Here is a 21,914-nt window from a genome sequence, read left to right as displayed (position 1 = left end):
CAGTGCATCGCGCCGGCGGCCCGTCGGGGAGGCGGCGCGCTATCGTGGCGCGCCGCTTGTCGTTATGGTGTGACTGCGTGCGTTATTGCGGCTTGTAGATCGAATCGAACACGCCGCCGTCCGCGAAATGCGTCTTCTGCGCATTGGTCCAGCCGCCGAACGTGTCGTCGACCGTGTACAGCTTCAGCTTCGGGAACTGCTTGGTCAGCTCCGCCGGCACGTTCTTCGACCGCGGCCGATAGTAGTTGCGCGCCGCGATCTCCTGGCCTTGCGGGCTGTACAGGTAGTTCAGGTACGCCTCGGCCAGCTTGCGCGTGCCCTTCTTGTCGACCACCTTGTCGACCACCGCGACGGGCGGCTCGGCCAGGATGCTTACCGACGGCACGACGATCTCGAACTTGTCGGTGCCGAATTCCTTGACCGACAGGAAGGCCTCGTTTTCCCATGCGATCAGCACGTCGCCGATTCCGCGCTGCACGAAGCTCGTCGTCGCGCCCCGCGCGCCCGAATCGAGCACGCCTGCGTTCTTGTAGAGCTTCGTGACGAATGCCTTCGCCGACTGCTCGTTGCCGCCCGGCTTGTGCAGCGCGTACGCCCATGCGGCCAGGTAGTTCCAGCGCGCGCCGCCCGAGGTTTTCGGGTTCGGCGTGACGATCGAGATGCCCGGCCTGGTCAGGTCGTCCCAATCCTTGATTCCCTTCGGATTGCCCTTGCGCACGAGGAACACGATCGTCGACGTGTACGGCGACGCGTTGTCGGGCAGGCGCTTCTGCCAATCCTTGTTCACGAGCCCCTTGTTCGCGAGCGCGTCGATGTCGTAGGCCAGCGCCAGCGTGACGACGTCGGCCTGCAGGCCGTCGAGCACCGAGCGCGCCTGCGCGCCCGACCCGCCGTGCGACTGCTTGAAGTTGACGGTTTCGCCCGTCTTCGCCTTCCACTCCTTGCCGAACGCCTGGTTGAAATCCTGATACAGCTCGCGCGTCGGGTCGTACGACACGTTCAGGAACGTCGTGTCGGCCTGCGCGTGCGTCGCGACGCCCAGCGCCGCCGCCGCGCCCAGCGCGAGTGTTGCGATCAGGCGACCCACTCCGCCCGCCAGCCCCGTATTGCGCTTCGCCATCCTTGGTTCTCCAGTGTTGTCGGTATTGCGATGTCGGGCCAGTCTATCGAACGGGTTACATGATTAAAAATAATCGTTCCTCATTTTTTAATACTCAAAAGTGCTAACGCAGACGGGACGGACGGTTGCGGCGGACAAACCGGCGTCCGGGCGTCGCGAAATCGCGCCGGAACCGGCGCGATCGCGTCGAACCTCAAGTAACACTTGAAATTCCCCAAGTACTGTATAAAAATACAGCTCACTGTCTATCCATACAGTTGAGCCATGACCAAACTCACCGCCCGTCAGCAGCAAGTGTTCGACTTGATCCGTCGCGCGATCGAGCGCTCCGGATTCCCGCCCACCCGTGCCGAGATCGCGGCCGAACTGGGCTTCAGCTCGCCGAATGCCGCCGAGGAGCACCTGCGCGCGCTGGCGCGCAAGGGCGTGATCGAGCTGGCGGCCGGCGCATCGCGCGGCATCCGGCTGCTCGGCATCGACGACGCCCCGCACCAGTTCACGCTGCCGCACGCCGGCCTGATGCAACTGTCGCTGCCGCTCGTCGGCCGCGTCGCGGCCGGTAGCCCGATCCTCGCGCAGGAGCATATCTCGCAGCACTACGCGTGCGATCCCGCGCTGTTCACCAGCAAGCCCGACTACCTGCTGAAGGTGCGCGGCCTGTCGATGCGCGACGCCGGCATTCTCGACGGCGACCTCCTCGCCGTGCAGAAGCGCACGGAAGCGAAGGACGGCCAGATCATCGTCGCGCGTCTCGGCGACGACGTCACGGTCAAGCGCCTGATGCGCCGGCCCGGCGGCCTCGAGCTGATCGCGGAGAACCCGGATTACGAAAACATCTTCGTCAAGGCCGGCAGCGCGGATTTCGCGCTGGAAGGCATCGCCGTCGGGCTGATCCGCTCGGGCGAACTCTGACATTCGGTCTCGCTAGGAGAACATCATGGAACGCCTTTCCCGCCTGCTGCCTTTCCGTCAATTCGGTCGCCTGCGTCATCTGCGCGGCCGCACGCCCTGCGCACCGCTGTCCGCGGCGGCGCCTGTGCAAGAAGAAATCGCAGTCGAACGGCAGGCGTCCCTGCTGCCGTCAGCGCTTCCCGCGTTCGCGCGGGTGTCGCTGAACGCCGGTCTGAATCACGCGGAACCCGCGCGCCGTGCGCCGGTGCGCGTCTATCACGGCCGCTCGCGCCTGATCATGGTGGGCACGATCGATGCCGTGTGCCGGATGATCGATCGCTGCATCGCTGAGGAACGATCGGCCACGCCGGGCGGTCTCTGATTGCGGAATCTTCCCGCACCGGAGGCAACGTGACTGAACCGTCGCGCCGCGCATGGCGAATCAAGCCGCTGCTGATCGTTGCGCTGGTCGTCGCCCTCATTGCGGCGCTCGGCTATGCGTACGCGTCGCCGTATGTCGCGCTCGGTCGCCTGAAATCGGCGATCGATGCGCGCGATGCGCAGGCGATCAGCGAGTATGTCGACTTTCCGTCGCTACGCATCAGCCTGAAGCAGCAGGTCACGGAAGAGTTGATGCGCCGGATCGACGCCGTGAAGAAGAACAATCCGTTCGCGGTGATTGGCGCACTGATCGGGTCCGCGCTGATCGGCCCGCTGGTCGATGCGTACGCGACGCCGGAAGGCGTCGCCGCGTTGATGAGCGGATTGCCGCCGCGCGGCAATCCGGGCGAGCGCCCGCCTGAATGGTCGAGTCAGCCGCCAGCAGGCAATGCGTCCGGCAACGCGCCTGCCGCACCGCCCGCCAATCCGCCGCCGGCAAGTACTGCGGTACCGGGCGGCAACGCGGCTGCTTCGGCGGCATCGTCGCCGGCACCCGCGCCCGCCACACCGGCTAGCCCGAGCGAAACGCCGCAAGCGTCGCGCCAGCAGCAAACCAGCGCGGGCTATCGGAACATCGATGAATTCGTCGTCACGTATCAGCGCAGCGCCGATGGCACGCGCTATGCGGCGATCTTCCACCGCTTCGGGCTGTTCTCGTGGAAATTGTCCGGAATCGACCTGCACGCATAACAAGCTGCGCGTGATGCGCGCATCGCCAATGCAGTGCGACGCCTGACCGGCCCGTATCGCCGGTCAGGCTGTCAGGCGGGTCATCCAGCCTTTAGATCATTGGCTGCTCGCCGTGGCCGCTTCACGTTCGCGCGCGATTTCGGCCTTCTGCTCTTCCGCCGACGAACACGCGACCAGAATGCTGCAGTTCACGCGATCGAGCAGTTGCGTATTGCCCGACCCCATCCACCATCTCGACAATCCGCTGCGGCACCGGTGGCCGACGACGACGAGGTCGACCTTCAGCTCGGACGCGAGATTCGCGATTTCGTCGATCGGGTAACCGAATGCGAAATGGCCTTCGGCCTGGACGCCGCGCTCGCGCAGCCAGTTCACGCCTTCCTGCAGGATTTCGCGCGCGGTTTCCTCGAAGCGGCCGCATGCGACATCGGTCAGCAAACCCGCGCTTTGCGCAATGCTCGAACGCATGTCCACGACCGAAAGCAAGTGCGTTTCGGCCTTCAGATCCATTGCGAGATTGGCGCCGTAACGCAGCGCCTTGCGCCCTTCGAGCGTGCCGTCGTAACACAGCAAAATCTTGTTGTAGCTAGCCATGAAGCCTCCCTATCGCGACAACGAGCCTACGCATTCATCATGGTGCGCCGCAATTCAGGACGCAAGGGATGGAAAACGCTGATTCGCCCCGCGTGGCGCGTGCGCGATGATGCGGTGCACGATCGGTGCGCACTTGCATCGCACCGTGCACGCATGCCCTTGAGCGATGCAGCCGATGCACTAGAATGGCCCCGTTCCACGTCCGGCGCGCCATCTCGCGCCCGCGTCGCATGCTTCGGCCATGCCCATGTGACACGCCTTCGCGCGATCCGTTCGCACATCGGCCCGCGCACCGGCAGCGGAACGCGCCCGCTTACAACGACAACACGCCCATGTCCGTCGCACCGATCGATTTCCGAAACGTCGAAAAGCGCTATGGCGACAAGCTCGTCGTCAATGGCTTGTCCTTCAACGTGAAGGCCGGCGAATGCTATGGCCTGCTCGGGCCGAACGGCGCCGGCAAGACCACGACGCTGAAGATGCTGCTCGGCCTCGCGCATCCCGACGCGGGCACGATTGCGCTGTGCGGCGAACCGGTTCCATCACGCGCGCGACATGCACGCCGGCGCGTCGGCGTCGTTCCGCAGTTCGACAACCTCGACCCCGACTTCACCGTCCGCGAAAACCTGCTCGTGTTCAGCCGCTATTTCGGGATGTCGGCGCAGGCCGCACGCGCGCTCGTGCCGCCGTTGCTCGAATTCGCCAAGCTGGAGAACAAGGCCGACGCGAAGGTCGGCGAGCTGTCTGGCGGCATGAAGCGCCGCCTGACCCTCGCCCGCGCGCTCGTCAACGATCCCGACGTGCTGGTACTCGACGAGCCGACGACGGGCCTCGATCCGCAGGCGCGGCACCTGATGTGGGAACGGCTGCGCTCACTGCTCGCGCGCGGCAAGACGATCCTGATCACCACGCATTTCATGGAAGAAGCCGAGCGCCTGTGCGATCGGCTGTGCGTGATCGAGGAAGGCCGCAAGATCGCCGAAGGCGCGCCGCACGCATTGATCGAATCGGAGATCGGCTGCGACGTGATCGAGATCTACGGGCCCGATCCGGCCGCGCTGCGCGACGAATTGTCGGCGCTCGCGAAGCACACCGAGATCAGCGGCGAGACGCTGTTCTGCTATGTGACCGACCCCGAACCGCTCAGCGCGCGACTCAAGGGCCGCACGGGGTTGCGCTATCTGCATCGCCCGGCCAATCTGGAGGATGTGTTCCTGCGGCTCACGGGCCGCGAGATGCAGGACTGATCGACCATGGACGTTCGCAACTACTCCGCCACCACGCCGTCGGCCCCGCCACGCGAATCACGCTTCGCGATCGCGATGCCGGCGAACGCCAGCAACTGGGTCGCCGTCTGGCGGCGCAACTATCTCGTATGGCGCAAGCTCGCGCTCGCATCGATGTTCGGCAATCTCGCCGATCCGATGATCTATCTGTTCGGGCTGGGTTTCGGGCTCGGCCTGATGCTCGGCCATGTCGACGGCGTGTCGTATATCGCGTTCCTGGCGGCCGGCACGGTCGGCTCGAGCGTGATGATGTCCGCGAGCTTCGAATCGATGTATTCGGGTTTCTCGCGGATGCATGTGCAGCGCACGTGGGAAGCGATCATGCATACGCCGCTCGCGCTCGGCGACATCGTGCTCGGCGAGATCGTCTGGGCGGCCAGCAAGGCGATGCTGTCGGGGAGCGCGATCATGCTAGTCGCGGGCGTGCTCGGCTACGCCGAGTTTCCGTCGATGCTCGCGGTGCTGCCCGTGATCGCGCTGGCCGGCCTCGCGTTCGCCAGCCTCGCGATGATCGTCACGGCGCTCGCGCCGTCCTACGATTTCTTCATGTTCTACCAGACGCTCGTGCTGACGCCGATGCTGCTGCTGTCGGGCGTGTTCTTCCCGATCACGCAATTGCCGCCGCTCGCGCGGCACGCGGCGCAGGCGCTGCCGCTCGCGAATGCGGTCGAGCTGATCCGGCCTGCGATGCTCGGCCGGCCGGCGGCCGACATCGCGTTGCACGTCGCGGTGCTCACCGGCTACGCGGTCGGCGGGTTCTTGCTGTCCGCGTGGCTGTTCCGGCGGCGGATGATGCGCTGACGGCCGGCGCACCCGGCGCCGGCTTCATGCGACGACGTTACTCGTCGTCATCGCTCCACGGAATTTCGACGTCGGTCAGGAACGCGACGGTCGCGAGCGGGCCGCCTTCCTGGCGGCCGAGCTTGCCGTCCGCGCGATGCCATTCGACGCGGAATTGCGTGCCCGGATCGTCCGCCACCAGATACACCGTGCGCAGTTCTTCCTTGTCGGCTTCGTCCACCGGGCCGTCGAACGACACCAGCATCTTCTGCGGCCACAGGCCGTTGACGGGATCGTAAATGCGATCGCCTTGCGGAATGTCGATGCTGGCCTCGACGCCGATCGTTGCGGAAGCCTCGATGATCATCGTGCCGAGTGCGTGCAGCACGGCAGTCGCCCGCGCGGAATTGGCCTGGCGGATCGCGAGATCGCCGCGCGTCAGCGCCTTTTCGAGTCGAGGATGAATCTTCGGTTGGGTCATGCGTTTTCCTGTTTGCTTCTTGTAAAGGGCGCCACACGCGCGAAGCGGCGGCGCCGGATGAATATCAATGCGGTTATCGCACCGGGCCTGCGCATCAGAACCCGAACGCGATCGCGAGCAAGCCGCTCGCGATCCCGAATACGACGACGAGCGTCGCGACGATCGCCAGTATGTAAGGCTTGAATGAACGCGCGAGCATCGCGAGCGACGGCACGCTGATCGGCGGCAGCGTCATCAGCAGCGCGGCGGCCGGACCGACGCCCATGCCGAGCGACAGCATCGCCTGGATGATCGGCACCTCGCCGGCCGTCGGAATCACGAACAGCATGCCCGCGACCGCGAACGCGACGATCCAGCCGAGGTGATTGCCGATGTCCGGGCCGATGTGCGGGAACAGCCACGCGCGCGCGGCGCCGAGCAGCAGCACGAGCACGATGTATTCGGGCACGAGCCGCACGGCCATGCGCGCGAGCAGTTTCATCCAGCGGACGAACGGATTGCCGGCCGCGGCCTGTTCGGCCGTCAGCGCGGCGAGCTGTGCATCGTCGATGCTGCGGTCTTCGGGGCGTGCGATGCGGTTCAGCAGATAGCCGATCCCGAACACCATCGCGACGCCCAGCACGACGCGCAGCGCGCTCCAGTGCCAGCCGAGCACGAAACCCATGAATACCAGCGCGGCCGGATTCAGCACCGTGTTGCCGAGCCAGAACGCGACCGCGCCGCCCGGCGACGCATGGCGCGCACGCAAGCCCGCGACGACCGGCGCCGCGCAGCACGTGCACATCATCCCGGGCAGCGACAGCAACCCGCCCGCGGCGACGCTGCCGAAGCCCGTGCGGCCGAGCACGCGCGCCACCCAGTGCGCGGGCAGCAGCGCCTGCACGGCCGAGCCGAGCAGCAGGCCGAGCACCATCGCCTGCCAGATCGCCTTGCCGTATGCCCATGCGTAGTCGAGCGCCGCCTTCAGCGACGGCTCGGGCGCCGCCGCCGACGTGCCCATCAGGATCGACTGGCCGATCGAATGGTGCTCGGCGGCAACGAATGCCTTGTTGTAGTACGGGAACCATTTCACGTAGAACAATCCCGCGACCGCGATCAGCAGGAAGGTCATCCAGCCGAGGGCCGGGTTGGGTTGGGTGCGTGTGGTCGTCATCGTGTGGTGATCGTCGATTGGTTTTTGTGGGTTTCGGATGTCGTGCCGGCGGCAAGCGCGGCCGATGCGGGCAATCCGGCTTGCGCGAGTTCGGCCAGCAGCGTGCGGGCCTGGTCGCGCACGTCGGCCGCGTTGGGCCGGAACGTGAACGTCAGCGCCCGGTTCGGCTTGTCGTATGTCGCGCGATACGTGCGTGCGTAGGCGGGATCGTAATGTCTGTCGATCAGTTCGGTGAACAAATCGGCCCGCGCGCCGGCATCGACCAGCGCCTGCCAGCGCATCACCTCTTCGCGGCTGTGCAGGCCGATCAGCCGATGAAGCTGCGCCTTGAACGCGGCCGGTTCGTCGAACAGGTGCGCGTAATCGTCGAGCAGGAACGCGATCCGTTCGTCGTGCGCCGCCTCGACCTGCACCCACGGCCCCGCGTGAAATGCTTCGATCAGCGCGACCGGCAACTGCACGAGCCCGATCTTGCGGCTTTCCGACTCGACGAATACCGGCCATTGAGGGTCGAAACGTCCGAGCGTCTCGACGAGCCCCGAATCGAAGCCCTTCTGCGCCGGCTGCGGCTTGCCCGGCAGCGCACCGAGCAGCGAGCCGCGATGGCATGCGAGCGCCTCGAGATCGAGCGTCTGCGCGCCCGCGTCGCGCAGTGCGTTCAGCAGGCGCGTCTTGCCGCAGCCCGTATGGCCGACGAGCGCGATGTAACGAAAGCGCGTCGGTAGCGAATCGAGGGTCGCGCACACCGAGCAGCGGTATGCCTTGTAGCCGCCGTCGAGCTGACGCGCCTTCCAGCCGATCAGGTTGAACCACGTCGTCATCGAGCCCGAACGCTTGCCGCCGCGCCAGCAGTAGATCAGCGGCCGCCAGTTGCGCGGCCGGTCGGCGAACGTCGTGTCGAGGTGGCGCGCGATGTTGCGGGCCACCATTGCCGCCCCGACGCGCGTCGCCTCGTATGGCGACACCTGCCGGTACATCGTGCCGACGAGCACGCGCTCCTCGTTGCTGAGCACGGGCGCGTTCAGCGCGCCGGGGAGATGGTCCTCGGCGAACTCGAGCGGCGTGCGCACGTCGATGATCTCGTCGAACTCGCCGGCGCGATCGAGGGTAACAATCAGGTTCTTCAATTTGGCGTCGAACAGGGGCGATGCGGCTCGGAGAGCCGCATGGGCACGGAAGGCGGATTGACGATTATCTCACGGGCCGGCGTCCCGGGCCTCATGCGGCAGTCGGCGACGACGACGCGGCCTGCATCGCGTCGATCAGATGGTCGCGGAACGCACGCACCGACGCGGGCAGATCGCGGCCCGCCATCGTCTGCACCTGGATGCTGCGTTCGCGCAGTTGCGGGTTGGTCACGGGCACGACGACGAAGCCGTCCGCATCGGCGCGATCGCGCACCGACAACAGCCCCGTGAACATCACCGCGCCCGTGCGGCGCGCGTAGCCGTACATCGCCGCGGTGTTGTTGCTCGTCAGTTCGGGCTCGAGCAGCAGCCCGTCGAGCGCGCACGCGATGTCGATCAGCTGACGCACCGTCGTGCCGGCCTCGGGCAGCACGTGCGCGTGCCGCGCGACATCGGCGAGCGACACCGCGTCGCGCGCGGCGAGCGGATGATCGTGCCGGACCAGCGCAAAGACCGGCGCGCGCTCGGTGTGGTCGACACGCACGCCCTTCTCCGGCGCGAGGCTGAACGTCAATGCGACGTCCGCATCGCCGTCGCGCACGCGTCGGGTCGCGTCCGCCGGCGACACGACCCATACGGTGAAATCGACGCCCGGGTGGCGCGCCTTGAAGCTCGCGAGCACGCCGGGCAGGAAATCGATCGCGAACCCCTCGGAGCACGCGATCTTCAGCAGGCTGCCGTGCAGCGCTTCGAGCCCGCCGATGTCCTTCATCACGTGCTCGGCCTCCAGCAGGCTGCGCTGCGCGAACGCCAGCAACCGCTCCCCCGCCTCCGACAACGCCATCCCGCGCGGCCGCCGCTCGAACAACGGCGCGCCGAGCTCGCTTTCCAGCTTGGCGATCTGGCGGCTGATCGCCGATACGGCCACGTGCAGCCGCGCGGACGCGTCGCTGATCGAGCCGGTGCGCGCCACCTCGACGAAATACCGCAACGCCAGGCCATGCAGGAAAGCCGCCATCGTTCTGTCTCCGTGCCGCATCCGGCCGCGCTGCTTTGCCTTTTCGGCAAAGAAAGGTTCGAAATTCGATCATTGTGACAAAAAAACCGGCTTTCTAGAATCGATCGCACTTCCCGCTGCCTGCGCGGCCCGCGCACGGCGAACCCGACCGAGGAGACACGATTTGAGCCGTACCGCCGCCATCCAGCACGCGCTGAACCAATTCGAATCCGGCGCGTTCTTCACGACCCTGAGCCGCCGCGTCGCCCTGCGCACCGAAAGCCAGGAAAGCGGCAGCGAAGCCGCGCTGCGCGCCTACCTGACCGACGAGATCGCGCCCGAGGCCGCCCGCCTCGGTTTCACGTCGCGGATCGTCGACAACCCCGTGGACGGCGGCGGCCCGTTCCTGCTCGCGTCGCGCCACGAAGACGACGCGCTGCCGACCGTGCTGATCTACGGCCACGGCGACGTCGTGCGCGGCTACGACGCGCAATGGCGCGCGCCGCTGTCGCCGTGGACGCTGACGGCCGAGGGCGACCGCTGGTATGGCCGCGGCAGCGCCGACAACAAGGGCCAGCACACGATCAACCTGGCCGCGCTGGCGAGCGTGCTGGATGCGCGCGGCGGCCGGCTCGGCTTCAACGCGAAGCTGCTGATCGAGATGGGCGAGGAAACCGGGTCGCCGGGCCTCGGCGCGCTGTGCCGCCAGGAGCGCGACGCGCTCGCGGCCGACGTGCTGATCGCGTCCGACGGCCCGCGCATCGCCGCCGCGCGGCCGACGGTCTTCCTCGGCTCGCGCGGCGCGGTCAACTTCAAGCTGAGCCTGCGCGCCCGCGACGGTGCGCATCACTCCGGCAACTGGGGCGGACTGCTGCGCAATCCGGCGATCGTGCTCGCACATGCGCTCGCGAGCCTCGTCGACGCTCGCGGCGCGATTCTCGTCGCGGGGCTGCGCCCGCCGCCGATCCCGGCCGCGGTGCGCGACGCGCTCGCCGATCTTTCGGTCGGCGGCGGCCCCGGCGACCCGGCGCTCGACGCCGACTGGGGCGAGCCCGGGCTGTCCGCGGCCGAGCGCGTGTTCGGCTGGAACACGCTCGAGATCCTCGCGTTCAAGGCCGGCAATCCGGAGCACCCCGTCAACGCGATCCCGCCGGCCGCGTATGCGCACTGCCAGCTGCGCTTCGTCGTCGGCACCGACTGGGAAGCACTGCAGGCGCACCTGCGTGCGCACCTCGATGCGCACGGATTCGCCAACGTCGAGATCGACGTCGAGCGCGGCGCACCGGCGACGCGCGTGCCGCCGGACGATCCGTGGGTCCGCTGGGCCGTCGCGTCGCTCGCGCGCACCACCGGCAAGAAGCCCGCGATCCTGCCGAATCTCGGCGGCACGCTGCCGAACGAGGTGTTTGCCGACACGCTCGGGCTGCCGACGCTGTGGGTGCCGCACTCGTACCCGGCGTGCTCGCAGCACGCGCCCGACGAGCATCTGCTCGCAAGCGTCGTCAGCGAGGGGCTGCAGATGATGGCCGGCCTCTTCTGGGATCTCGGCGACGACGCGCCGCCCGTTCGCCGCGCGGCATCCGCCGCGGCCGGCGCCACCCTGTAACGCGCTTCGCCCCTTTCACGGGATCTGCACACACGATGAATACGACCACCCTCACCGCGCAGGACGCCGCGCACCCGAGCGCCGCGAAAATCCGGCGCATCATTTTCGCGGCGTCGATCGGCAACGCGCTCGAATGGTTCGACCTGATCGTCTACGGCTTCTTCGCGGTCACGATCGCCAAGCTGTTCTTCCCGGCCACGAGCGAAGCGACGTCGCTGATGCTGACGCTCGGCACGTTCGGGCTGTCCTACCTGATCCGGCCGATCGGCGGTTTCGTGCTCGGCGCGTACGCCGACCGCGCGGGCCGCAAGGCATCGCTGCTATTGTCGATCGCGATGATGATGGTCGGCACGCTGCTGATCGCGCTGATGCCGACCTACGCATCGATCGGCATTCTCGCGCCGCTCGGCATCATGTTGTCGCGGCTGATGCAGGGCTTTTCCGCGGGCGGCGAATTCGCGAGTTCGACCGCATTCCTCGTCGAACACGCGCCGCAGCGGCGCGGCTTCATGTCGAGCTGGCAGTTCGCGAGCCAGGGCCTCGCGACGTTGCTCGCGTCGGGCTTCGGCGCGTTGCTGACGGCCACGCTGACCTCCGCCCAACTCGAAAGCTGGGGCTGGCATGCTGTTGCCGCCGTCCCGAACCTCGCCGCTGGTTCAACCGTTGCTCGAATACGTCGGGTTTCCTGACAAGTTCGATTTCGTCGATATTCAATTGCGCCGATGTCTTGAACCCGGCCAAATGAACCGCGCGCGGCGCGTAACGCTGCATTTGGCGATCGAAGGCGTGCATGCCGATTCGCGCATCGCGCAGGCGCTCGCACCGTTATCGGTGGACAACATCGGCTTGTTCTGTACGCCAATCGTCAACCTGTTTGAACACGCGGGCGTCAAGTCATCGCGCGGCGAAACCGTCGCGGAATATCCGCTCGTGCCGAAGCCGAACCGCCCGGACATGCGCGGCATCTATTCGATTGACGCGGTTCGTGATCCAACAGACGGGACGGTCATTGCACCACTGAACGCATGGGGCGTCGGAAAGGGCGAACGATTTTGGCTCGCGCGTCACGATCCCTATGCGGCAACCCATCATCCCGGACGTGAAACGTCGTTGGTACTGCTGCGCGCCGACGGGACTGCGGCAACGAAGATGCCGCTGCAATTGGCCGTCGACCTCACGTGCACGAATCGCGACTGGCCGTCGCGGATGCGGATCGGCTCGTCCAAGGGCGATTTAAAGAACGAAAACGACCAAGTACCTTGCAAAATCACGCTGCTGAAACAGCCGACGCCGACTTATAGCGCGTCCCGTGAGACGGAAGCCCTGTGGCGCGTGATCGCGCTGACGACGGCCAACCTGACGCAGTTGACGCGTGAGGGGTGGCCCGACTTCGTGAAGCTCATGCGCCAGCTTGCTCCGAATGATCGACGGGCCGAACACGTCGGGGCACTTTCGTTCGTCAAGCGAAACGTCGTCGAGCGACTACTGGCGATCAAGCCGCATTCGGCCCTTGTGAGAGGCTTCGAAATCGTGATGGCGGCAGACGAAAGCGCATTCGTTGAAAACAGCATGGGAACGTTGATCCGTCTGCTCGATGGGTACCTGTCGCGCTACGCGCCCGCCAACGGTTTCACGCAGCTCGTCGTGCTGTCGAAGAACGACGGCTCCGTGATCGTTCGCTGTCCACTGCGACCGGGCCTCGCGCCGCTGTTGTAGCGTTACACGAGGCTCGAAATCAGGTGACAGCCGCACGTAGCGCGATGGCCGTGCCGCGCAATCGGGATGCCGTTGTCCTTCATCGAGTCGTCGCCTTCCTCTATGACATTCGGCGACACGCCGGGATGCTGCGGACACGACACCCGGTCGCCTTTGCGCGCGACGTAGCGGCCATCGAATTTCATAGTCGATGAACCCGTTTCGACTTTGCCGCCATGGTCGGTATCGTCGCCAACTCGAATAATATTGATCGACATATTTTTGCACTCAATCCAGATAAGATTGGCAACAACCCAAAAATCACACTCTCTATTGCGACGCGACATCAAGGGATGTACACATTAACCACATATCCAGCGGCGCTTTTCCCGACGAGTAGTTGACCCGACACCACCCTGCAGAAACATCTTCAACAACAGCGCGATCCCCTTTTATCAAGTATTTGTGAGTTTTATTTTTTATGCTCGAATCATCAAAAAGATAGCTTTTTTTATTGACGACAACCGGGATTTTCTTTCCATTGCTCATCAATGAAGAAAATTGGGAATCAATCGCGCGCAAAACATCATTCCTTGACTGGTATGGAAATTTATAAATTATATTTCGCCCATCCGACAACCAACTATAGTCCGCCCCAAACCATTCGGATGCCCGCTCGTCGCGGCGAAGTTTTTTGTCAACCAAATCAAAAACAGAAACGGAATAAAATTTTCCAGACGAATTCGGCTCAACAAGCGAGCTTCGAACATTCATGGAGTGGATTACAAAAATATTCTCTGTGTGGCCGCGATCGATGCTTGACGAAAACGCGTCTACAATTTTTCCGGGCGTATCATCGTAAAGAAGACCTCGTCCTTCCGCTTTGACCGGGACACCCCCATTTGCAATATAGTACAAAGAAATTGCGTCAGCGCCAATTGATTCTTTAGTCTTTGAGTCTAGTACAGGCTCCTGAATAAAGCAAATACTCCCGCTTCCTATATTCAGCGGCGGATAATTTTGCTGACCGCGAATATCCGCACATGTACTCTCTGCACATGCCGAGCCACAAATAATAATAGTAGCCAGCGCAATAATACTTTTAATCATCAGTGCACCCGGATGAAAAATCTTTATTAAATTCAAGGGAAATTTCCCTATGATACTGCTGTCGCTCATCGAGCGCCTTATAGCCCGAATTAATTGGCTTGGTAACACTCCTGACTCCTTCGTCACCTCTGGTAGCTGGATCGTCCGCAATCGCACCGATCCCTGTACTATGCCAATACCATAGACTACTTTCTATAATAACGCGATTATTTGCTTCCACAAGTTCAGGCTGACTGTCTACAGGATAGCCAATTGCCTTTGCGCACCGTTGGTAGGTTTCATAGAAAGTCAACTGCAACAGACCCCTACCGCGAAAATCTTTTCCCGGCTGATCATTCGTCCCAAAGCAATGCTCAGCATAGGCTGCATCATTTGCAACCAAGTGATCTTGAATCCATTTTATTTTCTCATCCTGAGAAGAAAACTTCATATTCTTTCTCGCAAACCCCTTATCAATTGCCGTCGGGGCCATTCTATATAAACTCTTCCCAGTATAGCTCTGATAATTAAGAGATTCGCGAAATGAGGTAAAGCGAGTCGTCTCCACCTTAGCTTGAGCCAATAAGTGCTTTATCTGTCTGCAACTATTGACCCCATAATTTTTAAACAAATCGGTTGATGCGAGAATCAATTCATCAACAAAATCACTCTTGGCCGCTGGCGCAATTTTTCTTAAAAAATCCTTGGTTAACGTGATGACTGCGCCACATTTCTTGCATACGAGATTTTTCCCTGCAAAATTCCCGATCAACCCAATCGGATGAAGGTGCCACGGCGAAAGGTCCGTGGGGAAGCCGTCGACGCCCTTGATTTGGTCCCACCACTGAAGCTTCGCGAGTCGATCAAGTTCCGTCTTCCACACCTCGGTCTGCTTCTGCATGAGCGAGGTAAGTTCTTCCCACTTGCTCAGACCGCCGCCCCATTCGGTTTCGTTGCGCACCACAAGATGCGACACCGCTTCGGCCATCCATTGCGTTTCCAGTGCGTGTTTCAGTTCTTGCGCCGTCACCTTCCCGTCGTGGTCCGTATCGATCGCCTGTTCAATCTTCGTGATGAGTTCGCCAGCGTTGACCTTCACCGCTTCCACTGCAAACTCAGTGCCTTCCTCGTCCGGCAAATACTGCTCGGTCGTATGGATATGGCGTTTGAACATGTCGGCCGGGCTGACGCCGCCGTTGTTCACCAATTCGAAACCCGGCCATTCCCAAGAACTACGAAGCTGTACGTGAGGGTGATCGGTATCGCACACCCAGCCAGTCAGGTCGGAGCCGTCCTTCGAGCCAACCGTGATGTTCCACCAATGATGGCCCTTGTCGTCGACCGCGACATTGCCCTCACCGAGCTTGTCGAGTTCAGTACGGCGCAACACGTTCCTGAAGTCTGCGCCCGGTCCGCTTGCCTTGGAAACGTCCAGCGGAAAATTCTGCCATCCCGCTACGTTCGCCGTGCTGATCGTGTTCGCCAGACTGCTTTCGACCCACAGCGGGTTGCCGACGGGCGCTAACTTTTGTTGGGCCTTCTGTTTGCCTTTCGCGGGCACATTCGTCACGCTATTGGGCTGCATCTTGATCCAGCGCGAACCCTTTGCATCGCCTATTGGCACGAGCTTCAACCCGGATTGGGTCAGTTTCTGGTCCGGTGCGGGAATTTCGCTGACCAGCTTCGCCCCCGGTTCGATTTCCAGAAGCGGTTTGTTTTTATCGTTCAGTTCTTTCGCACGCGCACGGCTTTGATCGATGAAGTCTTTCAGGTCCGGCCCCGCGAACACTTCGAGATGCAACATCGGGTAGTTCGGCTTCGGCGGTATCGGGCTCGCCTTCCTGGGCCATTGATACTGGCCGACATGCGCGACGACTTCGCCCGCCTTGACGTGCTGCGGCTCCTTCAGGATCACGACCGTATCAAGCGGCTGCGGGTCGACTACGGCGTCCAGTTCCCCCTTGAACACGTAACTCCACTGCGCTTGGGGGGACACCGGCTTACCGACTTCGGCAGACAGAACCGTGCCCGATTTGATCGATTTGATCTTGATCCAGTCCGGGTGAGCAGGGTCGCCTTCGCCCGCAATGATTTCGGCCCCTGTCGGCAACACGCCGATAATCTTGCTCCTGCCGTTCGGCAATTCCCGAATGTTCAATCCCGTCTCGGGCGGCGGCAGAACGACATCCTGATCGGTATCGGCAGGCGGCGGCGCGCTCTCGTTCGTATTGTTGATCGGCAGATCGTCGGCCCCATCGGTGCGCTTCGCGGGCGGCACGGGCGCTTTCGGCTTCGGGATAGCTTGCTTGTCCTTCGCCTTGCTGCCGACCCGATAGTAGCGGTCACCTTCCCAATACGACATCGGCGCGGGAAGCGCCGGATCGGGCTTCGGGTTCGATTTGGCCTGTTCGATTGCCTTCTGGTAGCTGGCCCAATCCATCGTGTGCATGTACAGGCTGAAGAACACGAGCGGCTTGTCGTTCGCCGGTTTGCTGTTGGATGGCGCGGGAGCCGCCGGAGCGGACGCGGGTGCAGGCGCGGCGGTGGTCGATGCGGGCGTGGGTGCCGACGCAGGAGCCGATGCGGGGGCCGCCGCCGGTTTCGCGGGTTCCTTCGGGGCCGGTTTCGGCGGCAGTTTCAGTTCATGCCGGACCAGTACAAAGCCGGTCGAGAAGTGCGCCAGACTGTTGTTCGGGTACTTCGTTTCCTCGTATTTCGTGTTCAGCCGGTACGCGACGATCTTGCCGTCTGCAATCGCATGCACGCCGCCGTCCAACTTGAGCATTTGCGCACTGCCGTCGTCGAAGTGCACGCCCCCATGCCAAATGCCGCTGACACCCAACGGATAAAAGCCGGTCGCGGACTTCGCCAGCGCCTTGAAATACGTCATCGGGTCGGCCGCGTCGCTCTTGTCTGCGGGCGTGAACGGGTAGGCCCAACTCAGCGGCGTATCGACCGGCTCGGCAGGTTTGGCGGCCGGGTGCGGCGCGGCCGCCGGATGGTGCTTCTTCTTATGGGTCGTTTTGGTCATGATTCCCGACTCGGATTCGGTTTTCAGGATTTCTTATGGTGAAACGATACCGGCTGCGCGATTCAACCGGGGAACAGCGCGGAACGCCCGCCGTCGACCGATACCGGCGACGAATGCAGCGGGTTTTTCAGCGTACCGCTTGCCGCGCCGGCCTTTTCCCAATTGAGCCTCGCCCATGTCGCGATCCGACCACGTATGCGACCCCGTGTATCCGTACTGCTCGCCCAGCCCCGGCACATCGTCAAGATCGAACGCGGGCATCGTGACGTGCTTCGAAAGGTCCGGACGCTTGTAGTCGAATGTGCCCGTATCGAGTTCGGCCGACTGAATTTCTTGCGAGTCGATCCACTCACTCAGGCCGTCGAATTCCTCGTCTTGTACCGAGCGGCTAAACAAAATGGTCTTTTGCTTTAACTCGGGAACCGAGAAAAGATCGTCCATGATGACGACCTTGTGAGACTTGCCGTCCTGCGCGATATCGAAACGCGGAAAAAGACCGAGTTCTTCAAAGGTGCGGTGGACGTAATTCCAGTCGGATTCCCATTGCATCCGCTGAGAATACGAGCGCAACGATTGACGCAGTTGCCAAGTAAAGTTACCGGTCGCCTGCGGATACTTTCCCAGCACATCGGACACGGTTTGTTGCGCAGGCGTCTCGATCCAGTCGCGTCGGTCACTGCCGAGGCGCAGTAGCGCGAGGAATGAATTGAAGCGGAGTTGATAGTACGTATTGGCTCCGTCCCCGCCCAAGCGGCTGAACGCCGTCACATAACCGTGAATCGGCATTTCGCTGCCATCCGTTTGCCGGATCCACAGCGTCACGGATTGCCGGATCAGCGCCTTCGCCGGAATTGTTTCGAGCCGCGTCGACGTTGCATCGATCGTGAATTCGAAGTCTCGCCCAAGGCATGCGCGCCCCCGGACATAGAGCGGGACCAACGCGTCTTCGCCAAGCGGCGTATCAAGGCGGACGATACGCCCATGTTGCACGTATTGTGTGCGTAGCGCCTTGTTCAGCAATTCCGAAACCATCAGACTACCCCGTACCGTGTAGTAACAAAAACGGCCGCCGGGCAATGCCGGGCGGCACATTGGTATCACATCAACAGGAGAAGGCCCAAAAGTTTCGGCCGCTGCGGGGCCTTCAGGTATCAATGCGGTTTAAACCGTCGAATCGCGCCGAGCCGGGATTCATCATATCAAACCGTGATCCATCCCGGCGTGCGCTGACGATGTTTCACATTCAGTATCGCGCCGAAAGATTTGCCTCGCCGCCATATCGGGCCAGTCAGTATCGGGAAGCCGTCAGGCGCAAGGCCTCGTGTCGCCGCTGCAAGTCTTCTTCTCCTTGCTCGCTCAGTTCGTGCATCGCTTGCAACACATAGCGCCGATCCTCGTCGCGCATTTCGGCGTGTAGCGCGAAGCGGGCGATAGCGGTTAATTTAGTGAAATGTGCCATGAGGCGCTCGAACGATTCCAGCGCTCCTTGCACCGCGCACTTCGGAATGGACGGCATGGCGCGTGCCGTTCCTGTTCGGGCTCGCGATCGGCCCGGTCGGGCTATACATCCGCCGCTACGTCGACGAAGGCGTCGAGTTCAAGACACAGGCGCGCTCCGAGGCGCCGGTGCGCGAGCTGTTCGCGGATCAGAAGGTGCGGCTGCTGCTTTCGATCGGCGCGCTCGTGATCTCGACCGCGATCAACTACATGATCCTGTACATGCCGACCTATGCGATCAAGCAGCTCGAGCTGCCTGCATCGACGGGCTTCGCCGCCACGCTCGCGACCGGTTTCGTGCTGACGCTCGTCACGCCGGTCGTCGGCCATCTGTCCGACCGCACCGGGCGAATCCGGATGATGGCGGTCGCGGCCGTGCTGATGCTTCTGACCGTGTGGCCGACGTTCGCGTGGCTCACGCGTCACGCGTCGTTCGCGACGATGCTCGCCGCACTGATCTGGATCGGCGCGCTGAAGGCGACGTACTGCGGCGCGCTGCCGGCGCTGATGGCCGAACTGTTCCCGTCGCAGACGCGCGCCACCGGGCTCGCGGTCAGCTACAACACCGGCGTCACGCTGTTCGGCGGCTTCGCGCCGTTCGTCATCACCTGGCTGATCAGCACGACCGGCAACCGGCTGTCGCCGGCGCTCTACCTGATGGGATGCGCGCTGCTGAGCCTCGCCGCGCTGTTCGTCGCGCGCACGCGGCTGAAGATGCGCTGACGCGAGAAACGACGGCGCGGTGCGGCGCCGCCGAAACCGCCCGACTCGGCCCGTCGCGGCATCGCTGCCGCGCGGGCCGCGTGCCGTTTACGGCGCCGGATTCGGCTGACGTTCGTGCAATGCGTCGATCTCGGCGAGGATCTCGTCGGACAGCGTCACGTCGATGCTGCCGATGTTCTCCTTCAACTGCTCGAGCGACGTCGCGCCCACCAGGTTGCTGCGCACGAACGGGCGGCTGTTGACGAACGCGAGCGCCAGTTGCGCGGGCGACAGCCCGTGATGCCGCGCGAGCGCGACATAACGCGACGTCGCGTCGACGGCCTGCGGCTTGCTGTAGCGCTGGAAGCGCTCGAACAGCGTGATGCGCGCACCGGCCGGCCGCGCGCCGTTCTCGTACTTGCCGGACAGCCAGCCGAACGCGAGCGGCGAATACGCGAGCAGGCCGACGCCGTCGCGATGCGTGAACTCCGACAGCCCATTTTCGAACGTGCGGTTCAGCAGGCTGTACGGGTTCTGGATACTCGCGATGCGCGGCAGCCCGAGCTTTTCGGCCGCGCGCAGGAACTGCGCGACACCCCACGGCGTTTCGTTCGACACGCCGATCGCGCGCACCTTGCCGGCCTTCACGAATTCCGCGAGCACGCCGAGCGTTTCCTCGATCGGCACCGTGTACGCGTCGTCGACCCACGGATACGCGGGCCGGCCGAACGTGGTCGTGCTGCGATCGGGCCAATGCAACTGGTAAAGATCGACGTAGTCGGTCTGCAGGCGCTTGAGGCTGCCGTCGAGCGCTTCGGTCAGGTTCTTGCGGTCGAACTGGTTGCCCTCGCCGCGAATATGGCGCGGATTGTGCGGCTGCCGCGCCGGCCCGGCGATCTTCGTCGCGAGCACGATACGGTCGCGCTGCGCGCGATGCTGCGCGATCCAGGTGCCGATGTATTGCTCGGTGCGGCCCTGCGTGTCGGGCTTGGGCGGCACCGGATACATCTCCGCGGCGTCGATCAGCGTCACGCCCTGCCCGAGCGCATAGTCGATCTGCTCGTGCGCGTCGCGCTCCGAATTCTGCTCGCCCCACGTCATCGTGCCAAGACCGATCAGGCTGACCTCGATACCCGAATCGCCGAGTGTGCGGTATTCCATGCTGTTCCTGTCGCGTCGGTGGAAAGCAGGAAAGCTACCACATCGAAGCAACTGCTTCAGTCAGGCGCGGCGCACGCTTACAGGCGGCTGGCGGTGCGGCACCGCGCGTTCACGCGCCCACTCGGACGAGGGTGCTGCCGCCCGTCATTGCGGCCGCTGGATGAAGCAGGTCGCCGACGCATGCGCGACGATCTTGTCGTCCGGCGTCTTCAGCGTGCCCTCCGCGACGCCCAGCGAACGCGACAGGTGAATCACGCGCCCTTCGGCGATCAGGTCGACGTCGCGCGGCACGGGCCGCAGCATCTTCACGTGGAGATCGACGGTGCCGTAACCGACGCCCGCGTCGAGCATCGAATGCACCGCGCACCCGGTGACCGAATCGAGCACCGTCGCGGCGAACCCGCCGTGCACGCCGCCCAGCGGGTTCAGGTGCCGGCCGTCCGCCCGCGCCGAAAACTTCACGTAACCGAGCTCGACGTCGAGCGGGCGCATCGGGATCGTCTCGGAAATCGACGCAAGGGGCGCGTCCCCCGACGCGGCGGCACGCAGCAGATCGAGGCCAGACAGGGAAAGCGGATTCATCGGGTTGTCTCCGGGTTGAAAGCGCGTTGCCGCGCAATTAAGTTCTAAATTGGAACTCATTATTGTCAACGGTGCCGGCCGTTGTCAACGCGGCGGCGTCCGTTGCGACCGAAGGCGGGTTCTATAATCGAACCCGCTATTTCGCTGAACCGCCGCAAGACCGCCACAACAGGCAAGAGACTCGACGATGAAATGGGATGACATCGGCACGCTGAACTGCTCGGTCGCGCGCACGCTCGCCGTGCTCGGCGACCGCTGGACCATGCTGATCCTGCGCAACGCGTTCCTCGGCTGCCGCCGCTTCGACGCGTTCCAGGCCCAGCTTGGCCTGACGCGCCACGTACTGGCCGAACGGCTCGCGCGGCTCGTCGACGAAGGCGTGCTCGCCAAGCGCGCGTATCAGGAACGGCCGCCGCGCTTCGAATATCGGCTGACGGAAAAGGGCCTCGATCTCTACCCGACCCTGGTCGCGCTGATGGCGTGGGGCGATCGCTGGAAGGACGACGGCCAGGGGCCGCCGGTGCAATTGCGCCACCGGGCCTGCGGCCAGCTGATGCACGCGGTGACCGTCTGCTCGGCGTGCGGGGAACCGCTCGACGCGCGCGACGTGCAGCCCGAGCCGGGGCCCGGATGGATCGCGTCCGACGGGACCGCGGCGCCCGCCTCCACGGATTGACGATACGTCGCGCGCGGATGTCGTTCCGGCACGCCGGCTCGACATACGCTTAGGCCCCAGCATCGCGTCGCAGCCCCCCGGGCGCACGCATTGCTCGCACCCGGGTTCGCCGCGACGGCAAACGCAATCGCCTCCCATCGCCGGCACTACCGCCGTGCGTTGATCGCCCTGCTCGCCCGCAGAGGCTGCATAACGCAACTTTGCGTCACCCTCTCCACCCCTGCCGATCACTGCGTGCGCCTTCGCTTCGCATCCGCGCGTGACCGGGCCGCCACGCGTGCGTTACACTCACGACCCGCTGTCTCGAAATTATTC

At 63.7% G+C, this 21,914-nt stretch carries 21 protein-coding genes and 2 pseudogenes; 10 read left to right on the top strand and 13 right to left on the bottom strand.

Annotation, left to right across the window (positions count from 1 at the left end; all coding sequences use genetic code 11):
* Positions 1 to 82: 82 nt before the first annotated feature.
* Positions 83 to 1,120, bottom strand: a complete 1,038-nt coding sequence (locus CFB89_RS07810; RefSeq protein ID WP_089467376.1) for a sulfate ABC transporter substrate-binding protein — start codon at positions 1,118 to 1,120, stop codon at positions 83 to 85.
* A gap of 264 nt (positions 1,121 to 1,384) precedes the next feature.
* On the opposite strand from CFB89_RS07810, the gene lexA reads away from it, so the two are divergent.
* Genes lexA through CFB89_RS07790 form a run of 3 tightly spaced genes read left to right on the top strand, consistent with a single transcriptional unit; the run spans position 1,385 to position 3,142 of the window.
* Positions 1,385 to 2,032, top strand: coding sequence for a transcriptional repressor LexA (gene lexA, locus CFB89_RS07800; RefSeq protein ID WP_006476077.1), 648 nt, complete (start codon positions 1,385 to 1,387; stop codon positions 2,030 to 2,032).
* Positions 2,033 to 2,057: 25 nt separating this feature from the next.
* Positions 2,058 to 2,393, top strand: coding sequence for a hypothetical protein (locus tag CFB89_RS07795; protein ID WP_069621440.1), 336 nt, complete (start codon positions 2,058 to 2,060; stop codon positions 2,391 to 2,393).
* Positions 2,394 to 2,422: 29 nt separating this feature from the next.
* Positions 2,423 to 3,142: a DUF2939 domain-containing protein gene (locus CFB89_RS07790; protein WP_089467375.1), complete on the top strand. Its 720-nt coding sequence runs from the start codon at positions 2,423 to 2,425 to the stop codon at positions 3,140 to 3,142.
* A gap of 96 nt (positions 3,143 to 3,238) precedes the next feature.
* Here the strand turns inward: CFB89_RS07790 and CFB89_RS07785 are convergent, their stop codons facing one another.
* Entirely contained in the window at positions 3,239 to 3,736 is a 498-nt protein-coding gene (locus CFB89_RS07785; RefSeq protein ID WP_089467374.1) for a universal stress protein, read from the bottom strand.
* Positions 3,737 to 4,068: 332 nt separating this feature from the next.
* Between CFB89_RS07785 and nodI the strand changes: the two genes are divergently transcribed.
* The gene (nodI, locus tag CFB89_RS07775; protein WP_089467372.1) at positions 4,069 to 4,983 is read left to right on the top strand and encodes a nodulation factor ABC transporter ATP-binding protein NodI; all 915 of its coding nucleotides are present in this window, start codon (positions 4,069 to 4,071) and stop codon (positions 4,981 to 4,983) included.
* Positions 4,984 to 4,989: 6 nt separating this feature from the next.
* The gene (locus CFB89_RS07770; protein ID WP_089467371.1) at positions 4,990 to 5,823 is read left to right on the top strand and encodes an ABC transporter permease; all 834 of its coding nucleotides are present in this window, start codon (positions 4,990 to 4,992) and stop codon (positions 5,821 to 5,823) included.
* Positions 5,824 to 5,860: 37 nt separating this feature from the next.
* Here the strand turns inward: CFB89_RS07770 and CFB89_RS07765 are convergent, their stop codons facing one another.
* From CFB89_RS07765 to CFB89_RS07750, 4 genes are all read right to left on the bottom strand, one after another.
* On the bottom strand, positions 5,861 to 6,283 hold the full coding sequence (locus CFB89_RS07765) for a hypothetical protein (protein ID WP_069621435.1): 423 nt from the start codon (positions 6,281 to 6,283) through the stop codon (positions 5,861 to 5,863).
* 94 nt (positions 6,284 to 6,377) lie between these two features.
* Complete coding sequence (locus CFB89_RS07760) at positions 6,378 to 7,436, bottom strand: permease (protein ID WP_089467369.1); 1,059 nt, start codon at positions 7,434 to 7,436, stop codon at positions 6,378 to 6,380.
* Positions 7,433 to 8,563 (bottom strand): tRNA 2-selenouridine(34) synthase MnmH, encoded by a 1,131-nt coding sequence (gene mnmH, locus CFB89_RS07755; protein ID WP_089467368.1) that lies wholly within the window; start codon positions 8,561 to 8,563, stop codon positions 7,433 to 7,435. The genes CFB89_RS07760 and mnmH overlap by 4 nt, the downstream gene beginning before the upstream one ends.
* Positions 8,564 to 8,654: 91 nt before the next feature.
* Positions 8,655 to 9,581 (bottom strand): LysR substrate-binding domain-containing protein, encoded by a 927-nt coding sequence (locus CFB89_RS07750; protein WP_089467367.1) that lies wholly within the window; start codon positions 9,579 to 9,581, stop codon positions 8,655 to 8,657.
* A gap of 163 nt (positions 9,582 to 9,744) precedes the next feature.
* Here CFB89_RS07750 and CFB89_RS07745 point away from each other — a divergent pair, with 163 nt between their 5' ends.
* The 3 genes and pseudogenes from CFB89_RS07745 to CFB89_RS07735 all read left to right on the top strand — a co-directional run bounded on the left by CFB89_RS07745 (position 9,745) and on the right by CFB89_RS07735 (position 12,882).
* Positions 9,745 to 11,166, top strand: a complete 1,422-nt coding sequence (locus CFB89_RS07745; RefSeq protein WP_089467366.1) for a M20 family metallopeptidase — start codon at positions 9,745 to 9,747, stop codon at positions 11,164 to 11,166.
* Between the two features lie 35 nt (positions 11,167 to 11,201).
* Positions 11,202 to 11,846: pseudogene (locus CFB89_RS07740) on the top strand (MFS transporter); the annotation flags it as partial.
* Positions 11,788 to 12,882: a type VI secretion system baseplate subunit TssF gene (locus tag CFB89_RS07735; RefSeq protein ID WP_089467365.1), complete on the top strand. Its 1,095-nt coding sequence runs from the start codon at positions 11,788 to 11,790 to the stop codon at positions 12,880 to 12,882. The pseudogene CFB89_RS07740 and the gene CFB89_RS07735, both read left to right, overlap by 59 nt.
* A 2-nt stretch (positions 12,883 to 12,884) precedes the next feature.
* Here CFB89_RS07735 and CFB89_RS07730 read toward each other — a convergent pair whose 3' ends face one another.
* The 5 genes from CFB89_RS07730 to CFB89_RS07715 form a co-directional block, all read right to left on the bottom strand.
* Positions 12,885 to 13,139, bottom strand: a complete 255-nt coding sequence (locus tag CFB89_RS07730; RefSeq protein ID WP_089467364.1) for a PAAR domain-containing protein — start codon at positions 13,137 to 13,139, stop codon at positions 12,885 to 12,887.
* A gap of 52 nt (positions 13,140 to 13,191) precedes the next feature.
* Positions 13,192 to 14,040, bottom strand: a complete 849-nt coding sequence (locus CFB89_RS34070; RefSeq protein WP_144030071.1) for a hypothetical protein — start codon at positions 14,038 to 14,040, stop codon at positions 13,192 to 13,194.
* The gene (locus CFB89_RS07725) at positions 13,964 to 16,981 is read right to left on the bottom strand and encodes a glycoside hydrolase family 19 protein (RefSeq protein ID WP_089467363.1); all 3,018 of its coding nucleotides are present in this window, start codon (positions 16,979 to 16,981) and stop codon (positions 13,964 to 13,966) included. The genes CFB89_RS34070 and CFB89_RS07725 overlap by 77 nt, the downstream gene beginning before the upstream one ends.
* 33 nt (positions 16,982 to 17,014) lie before the next feature.
* The gene (locus CFB89_RS07720; RefSeq protein WP_256979600.1) at positions 17,015 to 18,013 is read right to left on the bottom strand and encodes a phage late control D family protein; all 999 of its coding nucleotides are present in this window, start codon (positions 18,011 to 18,013) and stop codon (positions 17,015 to 17,017) included.
* Between the two features lie 256 nt (positions 18,014 to 18,269).
* On the bottom strand, positions 18,270 to 18,497 hold the full coding sequence (locus CFB89_RS07715) for a hypothetical protein (RefSeq protein WP_089467362.1): 228 nt from the start codon (positions 18,495 to 18,497) through the stop codon (positions 18,270 to 18,272).
* Here CFB89_RS07715 and CFB89_RS07710 point away from each other — a divergent pair.
* Positions 18,494 to 19,201: pseudogene (locus CFB89_RS07710) on the top strand (MFS transporter); the annotation flags it as partial. The gene CFB89_RS07715 and the pseudogene CFB89_RS07710 sit on opposite strands and share 4 nt — an antisense overlap.
* Before the next feature lie 87 nt (positions 19,202 to 19,288).
* Here CFB89_RS07710 and CFB89_RS07705 read toward each other — a convergent pair.
* The gene (locus CFB89_RS07705; RefSeq protein WP_089467361.1) at positions 19,289 to 20,341 is read right to left on the bottom strand and encodes an NADP(H)-dependent aldo-keto reductase; all 1,053 of its coding nucleotides are present in this window, start codon (positions 20,339 to 20,341) and stop codon (positions 19,289 to 19,291) included.
* Positions 20,342 to 20,485: 144 nt separating this feature from the next.
* A complete protein-coding gene (locus CFB89_RS07700) occupies positions 20,486 to 20,923 on the bottom strand; it encodes a PaaI family thioesterase (protein WP_050012568.1) in 438 nt (145 codons plus the stop codon).
* Between the two features lie 187 nt (positions 20,924 to 21,110).
* Here CFB89_RS07700 and CFB89_RS07695 point away from each other — a divergent pair, with 187 nt between their 5' ends.
* Positions 21,111 to 21,599: a helix-turn-helix domain-containing protein gene (locus CFB89_RS07695; protein ID WP_089467360.1), complete on the top strand. Its 489-nt coding sequence runs from the start codon at positions 21,111 to 21,113 to the stop codon at positions 21,597 to 21,599.
* Positions 21,600 to 21,914: the final 315 nt, after the last annotated feature.

This window comes from Burkholderia sp. AU16741 (assembly GCF_002223345.1).
Lineage (GTDB): Bacteria > Pseudomonadota > Gammaproteobacteria > Burkholderiales > Burkholderiaceae > Burkholderia > Burkholderia sola.
The sequence above is the reverse complement of the archived record's forward strand: the minus strand, read 5'-3'. Positions and strand labels throughout refer to the sequence as shown.

Bases quoted from the DNA above. Each gene is read 5' to 3' on its own strand.
- CFB89_RS07810 (WP_089467376.1), bottom strand. From the start codon at position 1,120: ATGGCGAAGCGCAATACGGGGCTGGCGGGCGGAGTGGGTCGCCTGATC.
- CFB89_RS07720 (WP_256979600.1), bottom strand. From the start codon at position 18,013: ATGGTTTCGGAATTGCTGAACAAGGCGCTACGCACACAATACGTGCAA.
- CFB89_RS07785 (WP_089467374.1), bottom strand. From the start codon at position 3,736: ATGGCTAGCTACAACAAGATTTTGCTGTGTTACGACGGCACGCTCGAA.
- CFB89_RS07705 (WP_089467361.1), bottom strand. From the start codon at position 20,341: ATGGAATACCGCACACTCGGCGATTCGGGTATCGAGGTCAGCCTGATC.
- lexA (WP_006476077.1), top strand. From the start codon at position 1,385: ATGACCAAACTCACCGCCCGTCAGCAGCAAGTGTTCGACTTGATCCGT.
- CFB89_RS07765 (WP_069621435.1), bottom strand. From the start codon at position 6,283: ATGACCCAACCGAAGATTCATCCTCGACTCGAAAAGGCGCTGACGCGC.
- CFB89_RS07735 (WP_089467365.1), top strand. From the start codon at position 11,788: ATGCTGTTGCCGCCGTCCCGAACCTCGCCGCTGGTTCAACCGTTGCTC.
- CFB89_RS07700 (WP_050012568.1), bottom strand. From the start codon at position 20,923: ATGAATCCGCTTTCCCTGTCTGGCCTCGATCTGCTGCGTGCCGCCGCG.
- CFB89_RS07770 (WP_089467371.1), top strand. From the start codon at position 4,990: ATGGACGTTCGCAACTACTCCGCCACCACGCCGTCGGCCCCGCCACGC.
- CFB89_RS07730 (WP_089467364.1), bottom strand. From the start codon at position 13,139: ATGTCGATCAATATTATTCGAGTTGGCGACGATACCGACCATGGCGGC.
- CFB89_RS07795 (WP_069621440.1), top strand. From the start codon at position 2,058: ATGGAACGCCTTTCCCGCCTGCTGCCTTTCCGTCAATTCGGTCGCCTG.
- CFB89_RS07760 (WP_089467369.1), bottom strand. From the start codon at position 7,436: ATGACGACCACACGCACCCAACCCAACCCGGCCCTCGGCTGGATGACC.
- CFB89_RS07750 (WP_089467367.1), bottom strand. From the start codon at position 9,581: ATGGCGGCTTTCCTGCATGGCCTGGCGTTGCGGTATTTCGTCGAGGTG.
- CFB89_RS07695 (WP_089467360.1), top strand. From the start codon at position 21,111: ATGAAATGGGATGACATCGGCACGCTGAACTGCTCGGTCGCGCGCACG.
- nodI (WP_089467372.1), top strand. From the start codon at position 4,069: ATGTCCGTCGCACCGATCGATTTCCGAAACGTCGAAAAGCGCTATGGC.
- CFB89_RS07725 (WP_089467363.1), bottom strand. From the start codon at position 16,981: ATGACCAAAACGACCCATAAGAAGAAGCACCATCCGGCGGCCGCGCCG.
- CFB89_RS07715 (WP_089467362.1), bottom strand. From the start codon at position 18,497: ATGCCGTCCATTCCGAAGTGCGCGGTGCAAGGAGCGCTGGAATCGTTC.
- CFB89_RS34070 (WP_144030071.1), bottom strand. From the start codon at position 14,040: ATGAGCGACAGCAGTATCATAGGGAAATTTCCCTTGAATTTAATAAAG.